Genomic DNA, 12,568 nt, shown 5'->3' with positions numbered 1-12,568 from the left:
CGGGGCGCTAAAATAAGCCACCATGACAACCATCCCGCAAGACTTCGAGCCTATCCACGCCTCTGATATCCAACTGGCCCAATCGCGAATTAGCTCGGAGATTGCCCCGACTCCGCTGCAGTACTGCCCGCGCCTGTCCCAAGAGACAGGTTATGAGGTGTACCTGAAGCGCGAAGATCTGCAGGATGTGCGCTCCTACAAGATCCGCGGGGCTATTTACGGCATGTCAAACCTCAGCGAAGAGCAGCGCACGCAGGGGATAGTTACCGCCTCGGCGGGAAATCATGCCCAGGGCGTCGCCTACGCCTGCCGCACCATGGGAATCCACGGCAAGATCTACGTGCCGGAACCTACCCCGAAGCAAAAACGCGACCGCATCCTGGTTCACGGTGGTGATTTCGTGGAGTTGGTGGTCACCGGCGCTAACTTCGACGAGGCAGCAGCTGCCGCGCACGCGGATGCCGCCGAGCGCGGCGCCTTCTTCATCGAGCCTTTCGACTCGCGCGATACCGTCACCGGTCAGGGAACTGTGGCCGCGGAAATCGTGTCCCAGCTGTCCTCGATGGGCAAGTCCTTGGATACCGTGGTGGTCCCCGTGGGCGGCGGCGGACTCATTTCCGGCATCACCTCTTACCTCGCCGATATGGCCCCGCGCACCGCGGTGGTGGGCATTGAGCCGGCCGGGGCAGCGTCGCTGAGCGCTGCGTTTGCGGCCGGTGAGCCGGTGACCCTGGAGACCGTCGACCCCTTCGTCGATGGTGCTGCCGTCAAGCGCATCGGCGAGCTGCCTTTCAAGATTCTGGAAGCCAACCAGGGCCGCCTGCACCATGACATCGTCTCGGAAGGCGCCGTGTGCACGGAGCAGCTCGCGCTCTACCAAAACGAAGGAATCATTGCCGAACCTGCCGGCGCGCTGAGCGTGACCGGTCTGCGCACGCTCAACCTACAGCCGGGCTCAACGGTGGTCTGCGTGATTTCCGGCGGCAATAATGACGTGCTTCGCTATGCCGAAATCATGGAGCGCTCCCTGGTGCACCGCGGACTCAAGCACTACTTCCTGGTGAACTTCCCGCAGGAGCCAGGCCAGCTGCGCCACTTCCTGCAGGATGTTCTCGGCCCTGAAGATGACATCACGTTGTTCGAGTACCTCAAGCGCAACAACCGCGAGACCGGCGCCGCGCTGGTGGGTATCGAGTTGGGGAGTGCCGCAGGTATCGACGGACTGCTGGAGCGAATGGAGAAATCGAAGCTCAACTGCCAGCAGCTTCAGCCCGGCACGCCTGAGTACGACTTCCTCGTCGCATAATGCTGGAGAGCTATCAGCGCCCCGCCGCCGGTGAGATTGTCGAGCACGAGATTGAGATCAAGCGCTCGCGGTTTATCACCCTCATAGGCCGCGCCACGACGGAAGCGGAAGCACGCACGCTTATCGACGGCGCCCGCGACCGCTTCCCTGACGCCCGCCACCACTGCTCGGCCTACATCTACCACGTTGACGGCTCGAATCCAGTGGAGCGCTCCTCCGATGATGGCGAGCCCTCCGGCACGGCGGGCAAGCCGATGCTCGATGTTCTGAAGGGCTCCGGACTGCTCGATATCTGCGCGGTCGTGGTGCGCTACTTCGGCGGTATCAAGCTGGGCGCGGGCGGGCTCGTGCACGCCTATGGAGGTGCCGTCAGCGAGACGATGGAGCAGGTTGAGCCCGTCACGCGTGCCTTGCGCGAGCTCTATACCGTCGAGGTTTCGCACGCGGAGGCCGGGCGGCTGGAGGCGGAGTTGCGCAACCGTGGCGTGGACATGGTGGATACCGCCTACGGCCAGGCGGTGACCTTCACCGTGTCTGTGGAGCCCGGCGGCAAGGAGGAACTCGCGGCGACGCTCGCGGCGCTGACCCAGGGCGAGGCAGAACCGAAGGAAGCTGGAACTGCCTGGGTCGAGCTTTCAGGCCGCTAGCTTCTGTCCATGTAGAATAAGCCCCATGACTATGCAGCGACGCCCCAACAACCCCATTGAGCAACGCAAGCAAGCCGTGCGCACCCACGCCCGCAACGGAGCTATCTGCGTCGTGGGCGGCGTCGCCGGCGGTGTCCTCTTGGGTTGGACGCTCACCGGTTTCTGGACTTTCATGGCGATTGGCCTCATCGTTGCCGTGGTGGGTGGAGGGTACAACTGGATTAAAATCCAGAAGATCGTGAACGAGAACCACAACTTTTAAGAACCTATGGTGAATCAGCCCGACGGGCGGCCCGTGCGCATCGATGCCTGGGTCTGGTCCGTGCGCATGTTCAAGACGCGCTCGGAAGCCGCCACCGCCGTGCGCGCCGGGCACGTCAAACTCAACGGCAACGCCACCAAGCCCGCGCAGCAGGTTGTGCCCGGCGACCGCGTGCGCGTGTGGCGCAACCATCACGAGCATGACCTTGAGGTGCTTGCTACCGTGTCCAAGCGCGTCGGCGCCCCGATTGCGCGCACCTGTTACATTGACCATGCCCCGCCGCCACCGCCGAAGGAGTTCATGCCCTCCGTCCCAGTCCGCCCGCGCGGTGCAGGCCGCCCCACGAAGAAGGAGCGCCGGCAGATGGAGAAGTTCCGCGGCGGATTCCGCTAATTATTCCGGAAGTTCTTTAAGGCCTTCAGGCGCGCGTTCAAGCGGCGCTTGCGGTCCCTGCGGTCGCCGGCATCGGCGGTGGCCTCGATGTGTTGGGCGCCGAATTTGTTGAGCAGCAGGTCGTCGATAAGCCTGACCTGGCCTGGGCGGAAGCGGTAGCGCATGGCGTCGTGCACATGGGCGATGGCGTCTTCATCGAGGAGCTGCTTGAGCTGGCTTAGACGATTGATGCCGTTGTTTTCTAAAAGCTCCGCCAGGAAGCGGTAGTGCTCCGAGCGTGAACGCGGAAAGCGGTTACCCAGAATGATGGCGAGGACGCCGGGGAGGGTCTCTGCCGTGATTTCCACGTCATCGTCCGCCTCAGAGCTGGGAGCCTTGAGCGCGGCGATTTCATCGAATTGCTGATCCGCCAGCTCAATGAGGCCTGCGGCGAGCGTAAAGAGCCGATCGACCTGTGGGGAGGGAGGATTCGGACCCTGTTTGTAGCGGATATCGTGTTCGAACTCGGCCCACGCGTGCTGGAGTACGGTGCGAATCTGAATCTCGAAGGTCCAGCCGATATAAGGCTCAAGTTCCTCCAGCGTGGCGGCGCTATCCTCCGATACCGTCAGTACCAAGTGATGGGAGCCATAACCAAAGCCACCGGAAATTCGCGTCTCCGCTGCCTTATCCACTGAGCGAAGCACGGTAAAGGTCTCTCCTAAAACCTCCAGGGCCTCTGGGATAATCGTGGAGTGGAAGACAGTAATCCGCACGCCCAAAACATCGTGAATATCCTCCCACGGGTTCGGATACATGAGCTCGCCGTTCTCTCGACGCTTCTTCGCCTTGGCCTTGAGCGACGGCCATTGTTTTACACGGGTGGCCACGCGGTCGAAGATAATTCCGGCGTCGTTCAGCAAGTCCTCGATGGCGTCGCGGAAGTCTTGCGCCGCGGTGGGGTGCGCGCGTACCCAGGAGTGGTACTGGTTGCCCAGGCGGGACATGGATGATTCAGGCATTGTGAAGAACGTGACTCCTTTCGGCCACGGCAAGAATGACGTGAGGCGTATCTACACCTCGAGAGGGAAGCCGTTAGCCAATACTAGTGGTTGCAGGCTCAGAGGGGGACGATGGCGCGGGCGCAACTCGGCCGCGCGGCAGGCCAGTTCCGTCGCTCGCTGTGGGGAAACGTTCAGCAGCGCGTAGAGGGTGTGCGCATCAGGAACGAGGTAGGTAATACTCGTGGCTTGGCTCAAGCGTTTCAGATGATTATCCAGGATAACGAAGGCCTGCGGATGCGCCAACCACGACGATACGGTGCAGCGATGCACGCGCACCTCGAGGCTGCCTTCAGCGCCGCTGAGACTCTGCTCCGCTGGCCGGGTAAAGAAACGCAGTCCCTGCTGTGTTAACGCGCGGCGTTGAAGATTAAGCGCTGCGGTATCCCACGCTTGGCGCGTAGTCAGGCCCAGATCGTCCAACGCACGCTGGCTCACGCGCTTGGTTTCGGCACCCGTGCCGTGCACCATGGACATCGATAGCGTCCGCGAAAGCTGGATGCGCGCGGGCGAGTCGCCGAAGCCATCATCGCACAGCTTAATTCCGTTGAGCTCTTCGCTCGGGCAGAGCGAAGGGAGTAGGTGATCGACGTGAAGCGAGGTGGGCAGCGCGATGGTCATGTGTTCGTCTCCGTGAAAGGTAGGCTAGTGCGGATTCCTTGCCTTTATTGGACTGTGTCTTGCGCCCACAGGTTCCCACCGGAGAAGAGAAATTTCACCGCGCGCTAGAGCCCGGATGCCCTAGCGCGCTAGCGCCTTTTACTGCCTAGAACGGTGGGGCTTCGTCGAGCTGCAGTTCCTCTAAGAGCTTGTCGGACTGCCAGATGGCGATGTCCTGGCCGTTGCTTTGCAGCTCTTCGGCACGCTTTTCCTTCGACGTCTTGGTGGCCCACTGGCCCACGACGAGGATGGTGGTCTTCTTCGTGACGTTTTTGCCTACCTGGCCGCCGCGCTCAGCGATCTTGGACCACAACAAGCCCTTGTCGAAAGGCTCAAAGTCACCGGTGAGGGTGACATTCTGGCCAAACAACGCGCCTTCCGGGTCGGCATCGGGGTTCGGATCCGGGATGGTGTCCGGGGTGGACACGGACTGCCACGGGGCCGGCCCGCGGCGCTCTTGCGAGGAGGAGCGCTTCTTCTGAGCACCCGAGGTAGCACCCGCCATGCGGGTGTTGTCGCGGAAATCTGTACCTGCGCCTAGGTCTGCTGCGGAAAGCGGTGCGGTGTTGGCGCGGAGGACAGGGATAACCGAATCCTCGCTTAAGGTTCCCAGTGCAAACTCGCGGGTAGAGAACAATTCCTCGATGGAACCGGAGTGGCCAAAACGTTGAGCCAAGGCACTGACAATTTCCCCAGCGGCGCGGGCATCCGCCGTGGCCTCGTGGTGCTGAAAATCTTCGGCGCCAATGTAGGAGGCAACGGTGGGAAGCTTATGGTTGGCCACGTCGATAACGCCGGCGCGGGAGGCGTCGCGAGCCAGCGCTAGCGAACATGCTAGGCGCACTTCTGGGACTGGAGCCGCCGCCTTCTGGAGGCCACTGCGCAAAGCGGTGGAATCGAATTGCGCGTTGTGGGCGACCAACGTGTCGGAACCGAGGAACTCGAAGAGCTCGGCAGCGGCGTCCGCGAAGGGGGAAGCGCCGGCGACGTCGTCTGCTGTGATGCCGTGGATACTGATGTTGACATCGTCGAAGTGCTCCAGACCCGGCGGGGGAGTACACAGCCACGTGCGGGACTCAGTTTCTTCACCATCGCGGAAGCGGACCGCTCCGATTTGGCAGACCGAACCCCAGTTGTCGTTAGCGGTTTCCACATCGACAGCGGTGAAATTCAGTCCGTCGACTCGGCTGCTGGTCGCCGGCGCTTCGCCGCGGAGGGCGGCCTTGACCGCCTGAGCGAAGGCCTCCGCGTCCTGGCCTGGGGCGAAGCGGATGACCGTGTCCCCAGCATTCCCCGCAGCATCGACCGTGCCGCGCACCACGACCTGCCCGAAGCCCGTGGCCGTTGGCGCCGTGCACTCCACGCTCGTGGCATCGGCCATCGAGAGAGCCTCGTGGGCCGGTGCGCCGAGGGACGCAGCAAGCTGGGAGCGGCGGAACGTGAGGGCATCGGCGGTGACATCAATGACAGCGCCATGGGCGGTATAGGACACAGATTCCTTTCAAGACAGGGGAGCAGAGCGTAGGTGGTAAAGGAGCAGTCTAGTTCTCGTCTGCTCCGGCGGATTCATCGCTGTCATCGAAAACCGGCGGCTCGGTCTGGCGGAGGATGAGCGACGTGCGCGGTTGCACCACGATGGATCCCTCAGCCGCGATGAGCTTTTCTTCATCTGGGTAGCCACCGGAGTCAGACGTATCCACGATGAGGCGCCAGCTAGCACCCAAGTCCTTCTTCGGCAGGGTGAACTCGATCTCCTCGTGGTGGGCGTTGAAAATCATGATGAAGGAATCATCCGTGATGCGCTCACCCCGGGCAGTCGTCTCCGTAATCGCGTTGCCGTTGAGGTAGACCATAAGCGCCTTACCGAACTCAAAGTCCCAGTCTTCAGGGGTCATCAGCTTGCCGGAGGGAACCAGCCACGCAATATCTCGGTCTTTCACCTCAGAACCGAAGGGGCCGCCGGCCAAGAAACGCTGGCGACGGAACACCGGGTGGTTCTTGCGGATATTAATCAGGCGCTTGGTAAAGCCGTGCATGGCGATGTTCTTCTCTTGCTCCAACATCGACCAATCGATCCACGAAATCTCGTTGTCTTGGCAGTACACATTGTTGTTGCCACCCTGGGTGCGGCCCAGCTCATCGCCGTGGCATAGCATCGGGGTGCCCTGGGACAGCAGAAGGGTGGTGAGGAAGTTACGCACCTGGCGGCGGCGAAGCTTCTTAATCTCTTCGTCGTCAGTGGGGCCCTCCACACCGTGGTTCCAGGAGCGGTTGTGGGATTCACCGTCGCGGTTGTCTTCTCCGTTTTCGGCATTGTGCTTTTCGTTGTAGGAGACCAAATCACGCAGCGTGAAGCCATCGTGCGCGGTGATGAAATTGATGGACGCGGTGGGGCGGCGGCCGTTGTTGGCGTAGAGGTCGGAAGATCCGGTCAGGCGCGAGGCAAACTCGCCCATCGTCGACGGCTCGCCGCGCCAAAAGTCACGGACGGTATCGCGGTACTTGCCGTTCCACTCGCTCCAAATGGGGGGGAAGTTACCAACCTGGTAGCCGTTATGGCCCACGTCCCAGGGCTCGGCGATGAGCTTGACCTTGGAAACCACCGGATCTTGCTGGACTAGATCGAAGAAGGTAGCCAGCTTGTCGACGTCATCAAGCTCGCGCGCCAGGGTGGAAGCCAGGTCGAAGCGGAAGCCGTCGACGCGCATTTCCGTTACCCAGTAGCGCAGCGAATCCATGATCAACTGGAGGGAGTGCGGGTGGCGGACATTAAGAGAGTTACCGGTGCCGGTGTAGTCCATGTAGTGCTCGGGGTTGTCATCAACCAACCGGTAATAGGCGTGGTTATCAATGCCGCGGAAAGCAATGGTCGGACCCATGTGGTTGCCCTCGGCGGTGTGGTTGTAGACAACGTCGAGGATGATTTCGATGCCGGCCTCGTGGTAGGCGCGAACCATGGCCTTGAACTCGGCGACCACCTCGCCGGGCTTCTTGGCGTAGGCATAGTCCGCATGGGGCGCGAAGAAACCGAAGGTGTTATAGCCCCAGTAGTTGCGCAGCCCCAGCTGGCGCAGGCGATCATCCTGCAGGAACTGGTGGACTGGCAGCAGCTCGACGGCTGTCACACCCAGGTCCTTGAAGTAGTTGATGATGGCCGGGTGTGCCATGCCGGCATAGGTTCCGCGCAGCTCCTCCGGAACATCCGGGTGCGTCATCGTCATGCCCTTGACGTGGGCTTCGTAGATGATGGTCTCGTTATCCGGCGTGTGGGGGCGGTTGTCGCCGTGCCACTCGAAGAAGGGATTAATCACCACCGACAGCATTGTGTGGCCTAGGGAATCATCGTCGTTGCGTCCGGTGCCGGGCTCGTCCGCGAAGATATCGTAGGAGTACAGAGAGGCATCGCCATCAAAGTCACCGTCGAAGGCGCGAGCATAAGGATCGACAAGAAGTTTTGAGGGATCGCAGCGCAGGCCATGTTCTGGTTCATAAGGGCCATGGATGCGGTAGCCATAGCGCTGCCCCGGGCTGACGTTGGGAAGGTAGGCATGCCAGACGTGGGCGGTGATCTCGGTCAGTTCAATGCGTTCTTCGTTGCCGTTGTGATCGATGAGGCAGAGCTCGACCTTCTCGGCGATCTCGGAAAAGATAGCAAAATTAGTACCGGCCCCATCGAAGGTGGAGCCGAGTGGGGAGGGGGAACCAGGCCACACCTGGCGAGATGGCGTTATATCAGCACGGGTCTCAGTCATGAGGCTTAGTTTAGTCAATTCCGCTGCATGCGATCGGTTCACAGCGTGCGTAAACCCGCGACCATGAGTTCTGCGGCGCGCACCAAGGTGTCAACGCCTGACACAGCATTCGACGCTGAGGGAGCTGCGCTTGGTGACGCCCCACTGAGCTGTTCTCGGGATTGCTCCATGAAGGTCGCTCCCAGGACGTAATGGATGAGAGCGCGGGCGGCGACGCCACTATCCTCCGGTGATGCCCCGGGGGCTTCCCGCTTCAACGCGGAGGTGAAAAGCTCCTCCAAGTCAGAACTTGCTGAGGATTCGGGGAAAGCGGCACCTGCTATGGCGACTTCGGCGCCGTCGCGCCAGCGTGTGAGTTCCCCATGAAGGGAGCTGACCAGCTCCGTTGTGGTCTCTCCTGTAACGGGGGAGAGGATCTCGGAGGTCATTGCGGCGATGAGCGATTGCTTATTGGCCACATGCCAGTACAGCGCGCCGGGAGCAACGCCGAGGTTGGTGGCAACACGGCGCATGGTGACATCGGCGAGCCCGTAGCGTGTCAAGAGCTCGAGGGCGGTGGAAACGATAGCGTCGCGAGAAAGGTGCACAACAACCCACTCTACGCGGCGCGGAAAAACACCAAGCGTGGCTCACAGGAAGCTTCAAGGTGAAGTGTAGGGTTTATACAATCATGCCTTGTTAGGGTTATGTGAAGTGCCCAAGGGCAACTGCCACGCCCAGCGTGGTTTTACTATCGCTCTCTATAGATATTAGGAGTTATCCCTTGTCTTTTCTGACACCTGCCAAGAAGTCCCTCGTCGCTGTTGCGCTCGTCGCGCCGCTCTCCTTGGCTGCTTGCGGTTCCGATGATGAGAACGCTACCGATACCGCTTCCTCCGCGGTGAAGACCACCACCACGACGGAGTCCAAGGACAAGACCTCCGAGGGGCAGTCGAAGGAGAAGGATTCTGAAAAGAAGGAGGGAGACGAAAAGAAGGAAGGCGAAGAGAATAAGGACGGCGAGAACGCCGATCCGAAGCCGGAAGGGGAGAACCCCGAGGGCGGCGAAAACCAGGCCATGGCTAACCCCTTCGAGAACGGTGTGGATCCGTTCCAGAGCATGCCGAAGGTTGAGCCGGTCCAGGGTGAGGCTGCAAGCCAGGAAGACATTGACGGCATCAATGGTCTGGTCCGTGGCATGTACGAGCAGCAGACCATGCGTTCCTTCGTGAAGTACCTCCCGGAGCACACCTGCGCTGAAGTGCGCAACGACCCGAACTCCGGCCTTGACCAGGTGGACTACAACCAGGTTCCGGATGTTCCGATGGACCAGCTCAAGGACATGATGGCGGCAGCTGGCCAGGACACCTCGCAGATGGAAGGCTTTGACTGGTCCAAGACCGGTGTTGAGTCCATCAACGATGTCGTGGTCAACGGTGACGATGCATCCGCAACCGTGAACGTCAACACCAGCAAGGGCATGGACAGCTCCACCATGCGCTTCAAGCGTGAGAACGGCAACTGGACCTTCTGCGGCTAGAACATATCGTGCCTGCACTGCGTGCACCTAGCTTTCGCATACCCCGCGCCATCGGATTTGGTGCGGGGTTGCTCGCGTTAGCGCTCCTCGGGTTTTCTGTGGCCGGCGCCGCGTGGGGGCTGTGGCGTCCTGCCCTGAAGGGGCACCGGGTTGATGATGGCGGCTACGCCCTGCGCAACGTCGCTAACGTTCAGTTTGATTCCTACATCACTTTTGTACTCATTACCGGTGCCCTGGGTATGGCGTTGGGGCTTATTGCCTATCGGCGCGGCGAGCGCTACCGCGGCGTCGGGGTATTGCTGTGGGTAGCCCTGGCTTCCTTGGCTGGCGCGGCGTCGTTCTACGTCTTTGGTGGAGCTACCGCAACGAGTATCCCGGACGATCCCGGGGAAATTGTGGAGTTCGTGCCGAAATTCTCGCCCGGCATCGCCTGGCTCGTGGGGCCGTTCATGGCCATGTTTACGTACTGGTCCGCAGTATTTGTCAATCCTCCTCGTGCCGTGGACGACGAAGAAGCGGAGGCAATGGCGGCTGAGGCAGAGGCTCCTTAGGGCCAAGCGACGGGGGAGGAGCCCACAGCATCGCGTGAAATGTCATCGATGCCGTGGAGGACGTGTTTGATGCCGCGGCCTAGGGCGGTGATCAGTTGGGCGTCGGAAAGCCCAGCGCCCGTCATAACGGCGTAGTCAATGCGCACCTGCAAGCCATCGACGTTGGAGTGGCAGAAGGCAGAAGCCGAGTGGTTGGTGCGGTTCCAGTCATTGCAGATGAGGAAAATTTTGGAGAATTCGCTGCCTGGGAGGTTGGGATCCCAATGGCCTTTAATGATGAGGCTCGGCCCAGAGTCGATAGCGAAGGCAAAGAGGACATCGTTTATCCACGCGTAGACGGCCTCTTCCGCATCTGCTTGGAAACGCGTAATACCGAGGGCGGGTAAAAGCTCCCCGAGACGAGCGGTATCGACTGTGCCGACGGGGCCGTCGAGCTCTATCTGTTCTTCCGGAGCCGCCGGGCGGGGAAGCGTCAAGACGGGGAAATAATCCGCTAATTCCTCAAGGCAGGCCGCCGCGTTGTGCAGCGCAGGGATGACAGAGGCGGAGAGCTGGGCCGCCGTGGGTTTCTGGTGCACGACGAGGAAGGAATGGCCCCACACCTCGACCTCGGTCGGGGAGGAATAATTGAGCACGAGCTGCGGGGAGAGACAATCGTGGTTCCAGTCGTTGACGAACTCGCTGAGCGCGGGGATATCGCCGAAGCCCAAGACACCGTGGTGGGTGGTGCAGAAGCGCAAAATAGGCTCACCCTCGGTATCCATAAAGGCGCGGGTCTCCCCGAGCGGCGGATGGGGGAAGAGGAGTTCGTGCGCGCTGACCCGGATGCAGTGGAGGCTTTCGCGGTGCGCGAGGTGCTCCACACGGGCAAGCAGATCCGAGGTGGAGTGGCTGTCATTACCTTCGGCGCCGTTGCTCATCTCGCCGCCTCCCTTCGCCGAGTCGGGGTGCCGGAACGTGTTAGTAGTGACACATTCTATAACCTGCACCTGCCAGCTCGCTGGCTTTTTGGCACGGGTATAGTAATGGGAAGGTATAGAAACCGCTGCATATTATGCGGCTGTATTTTATGAAAAGGGCTTGAGCATGCTACGAACCATTGACCTGCGCGGAGAGACTCTCACCACCTCCCGCCTGCGCCGAGTATTGCCGCGAGGCGGAACCGATGTTTCCTCAGTCATGGACACTGTTATCCCCATGGTGAACAAGGTGCGAGAAGGTGGTGTTGCAGCGGCCCTCGACTTCGGTGAGAAATTCGACGGGATCCGCCCCGCCACGGTGCGGGTCCCGCATGAGGAGCTCGAGAAGGCGGCCCAAGAACTGGCCCCTCAGGTCCGGGCAGCTATCGAAGAATCTATCGCCCGCGTGCGCGCCGTTCACGCGGACCAGAAGCCGGCCCCACACACGACAACGCTGGCGCCAGGTGCAACGGTTACCGAGGTTTTTCAACCCATCGAACGGGTAGGGCTTTACGTCCCAGGCGGCAAGGCGGTGTACCCATCCTCCGTCATTATGAATGCCGTCCCGGCCCAAGAAGCGGGCGCTGAAGCGATGGTCGTGGCTTCCCCGCCGCAGAAGGAATTCGGTGGCCTGCCGCACCCGACGGTGCTGGCCACCTGCCACATGCTCGGCGTGGACGATGTCTGGGCAGTCGGTGGTGGACAAGCCATCGCCTTGCTGGCCTACGGCGACGATGAACCCGCCACGGGGGAGGATGCTCTTGAGCCCGTGGATATCATCACCGGCCCCGGCAATGTCTTTGTTGCTGCTGCTAAGCGCGCGGTGCAGGGAGTGGTGGGCATCGATGCGGAAGCCGGCCCCACCGAGATCGCTATCCTGGCCGACGAGACCGCCAACCCGGTCTACGTGGCCTATGACCTCATTTCCCAGGCGGAGCATGATCCGATGGCTGCCTCCGTCCTCATCACCGACTCGGAGGAGCTGGCTGCCGCCGTGAATGCGGAAGTAGCTCAGCGCTACACCGCCACCGCGAACGCCGAGCGCGCAGCCGAGGCTTTGCGCGGCGAACAGTCCGGCATCGTGTTGGTCGATAACCTCGAGGCGGGCATCGCTGTCGCGGACGCCTATGCCGCTGAGCACTTGGAGGTTCACACAAAGAATGCCCGGGCAGTAGCGGAGCGTATCCGCCACGCCGGTGCCATTTTCGTGGGTGGTTATTCGCCGGTGCCGCTCGGTGATTACTCCGCTGGCTCCAACCACGTCTTGCCCACCTCGGGAACCGCGCGGTTTAGCGCTGGGCTGTCGACGCACACCTTCCTGCGCCCGGTCAACCTCATCGAGTATGACCGCGCAGCACTCGGGGAGGTGGCGGAGAATGTGATTGCCTTTGCCACCGCGGAAGCACTGCCTGCCCACGGTGAAGCAATTGCTGCACGATTCGCCGATGCCCCAGATACCCAGAAAGAAGAGGCGTAAGC

General features: G+C 61.3%; 13 protein-coding genes. 7 read left to right on the top strand and 6 right to left on the bottom strand.

Annotated features, from left to right (window positions below; all coding sequences use genetic code 11):
- Positions 1 to 22: 22 nt before the first annotated feature.
- Genes ilvA through HMPREF3009_RS11700 form a run of 4 tightly spaced genes read left to right on the top strand, consistent with a single transcriptional unit; the run spans position 23 to position 2,608 of the window.
- On the top strand, positions 23 to 1,306 hold the full coding sequence (ilvA, locus tag HMPREF3009_RS11715) for a threonine ammonia-lyase IlvA (protein WP_070515721.1): 1,284 nt from the start codon (positions 23 to 25) through the stop codon (positions 1,304 to 1,306).
- Positions 1,306 to 1,953 (top strand): YigZ family protein, encoded by a 648-nt coding sequence (locus tag HMPREF3009_RS11710; RefSeq protein WP_070515719.1) that lies wholly within the window; start codon positions 1,306 to 1,308, stop codon positions 1,951 to 1,953. The genes ilvA and HMPREF3009_RS11710 overlap by 1 nt, the downstream gene beginning before the upstream one ends.
- Positions 1,954 to 1,978: 25 nt before the next feature.
- The gene (locus HMPREF3009_RS11705) at positions 1,979 to 2,215 is read left to right on the top strand and encodes a hypothetical protein (protein ID WP_070515717.1); all 237 of its coding nucleotides are present in this window, start codon (positions 1,979 to 1,981) and stop codon (positions 2,213 to 2,215) included.
- Positions 2,216 to 2,221: 6 nt separating this feature from the next.
- The gene (locus HMPREF3009_RS11700) at positions 2,222 to 2,608 is read left to right on the top strand and encodes an RNA-binding S4 domain-containing protein (protein ID WP_010190494.1); all 387 of its coding nucleotides are present in this window, start codon (positions 2,222 to 2,224) and stop codon (positions 2,606 to 2,608) included.
- Here the strand turns inward: HMPREF3009_RS11700 and HMPREF3009_RS11695 are convergent.
- From HMPREF3009_RS11695 to HMPREF3009_RS11675, 5 genes are all read right to left on the bottom strand, one after another.
- Positions 2,605 to 3,609: a GTP pyrophosphokinase gene (locus HMPREF3009_RS11695; RefSeq protein ID WP_070515715.1), complete on the bottom strand. Its 1,005-nt coding sequence runs from the start codon at positions 3,607 to 3,609 to the stop codon at positions 2,605 to 2,607. The two genes, HMPREF3009_RS11700 and HMPREF3009_RS11695, sit on opposite strands and share 4 nt — an antisense overlap.
- A 51-nt stretch (positions 3,610 to 3,660) precedes the next feature.
- On the bottom strand, positions 3,661 to 4,269 hold the full coding sequence (locus tag HMPREF3009_RS11690; RefSeq protein ID WP_070512523.1) for a hypothetical protein: 609 nt from the start codon (positions 4,267 to 4,269) through the stop codon (positions 3,661 to 3,663).
- Between the two features lie 145 nt (positions 4,270 to 4,414).
- Positions 4,415 to 5,800, bottom strand: coding sequence for a 3'-5' exonuclease (locus tag HMPREF3009_RS11685; protein WP_070515713.1), 1,386 nt, complete (start codon positions 5,798 to 5,800; stop codon positions 4,415 to 4,417).
- 49 nt (positions 5,801 to 5,849) lie between these two features.
- Complete coding sequence (gene glgX / locus HMPREF3009_RS11680; protein ID WP_070512529.1) at positions 5,850 to 8,060, bottom strand: glycogen debranching protein GlgX; 2,211 nt, start codon at positions 8,058 to 8,060, stop codon at positions 5,850 to 5,852.
- Between the two features lie 38 nt (positions 8,061 to 8,098).
- Positions 8,099 to 8,647, bottom strand: a complete 549-nt coding sequence (locus HMPREF3009_RS11675) for a TetR family transcriptional regulator (RefSeq protein WP_049155313.1) — start codon at positions 8,645 to 8,647, stop codon at positions 8,099 to 8,101.
- A gap of 176 nt (positions 8,648 to 8,823) precedes the next feature.
- Between HMPREF3009_RS11675 and HMPREF3009_RS11670 the strand changes: the two genes are divergently transcribed.
- Both HMPREF3009_RS11670 and HMPREF3009_RS11665 read left to right on the top strand, forming a co-directional pair.
- Complete coding sequence (locus HMPREF3009_RS11670; protein WP_049155315.1) at positions 8,824 to 9,579, top strand: hypothetical protein; 756 nt, start codon at positions 8,824 to 8,826, stop codon at positions 9,577 to 9,579.
- Between the two features lie 8 nt (positions 9,580 to 9,587).
- Positions 9,588 to 10,130 carry a hypothetical protein gene (locus HMPREF3009_RS11665; RefSeq protein WP_232745218.1) on the top strand — a complete coding sequence of 181 codons (543 nt, stop codon included), beginning with the start codon at positions 9,588 to 9,590 and terminating at the stop codon, positions 10,128 to 10,130.
- Here HMPREF3009_RS11665 and HMPREF3009_RS11660 read toward each other — a convergent pair.
- Entirely contained in the window at positions 10,127 to 11,050 is a 924-nt protein-coding gene (locus HMPREF3009_RS11660; RefSeq protein ID WP_046648000.1) for a YbjN domain-containing protein, read from the bottom strand. The genes HMPREF3009_RS11665 and HMPREF3009_RS11660 overlap by 4 nt on opposite strands.
- Before the next feature lie 166 nt (positions 11,051 to 11,216).
- Between HMPREF3009_RS11660 and hisD the strand changes: the two genes are divergently transcribed.
- Positions 11,217 to 12,566 (top strand): histidinol dehydrogenase, encoded by a 1,350-nt coding sequence (gene hisD, locus HMPREF3009_RS11655; RefSeq protein WP_070682095.1) that lies wholly within the window; start codon positions 11,217 to 11,219, stop codon positions 12,564 to 12,566.
- Positions 12,567 to 12,568 lie beyond the last annotated feature (2 nt).

The organism is Corynebacterium sp. HMSC034H07 (assembly GCF_001815175.1).
Classification (GTDB): domain Bacteria; phylum Actinomycetota; class Actinomycetes; order Mycobacteriales; family Mycobacteriaceae; genus Corynebacterium; species Corynebacterium hiratae.
Note: the sequence above shows the minus strand (reverse complement) of the source record. Positions and strands in the feature narration are given on the sequence as shown.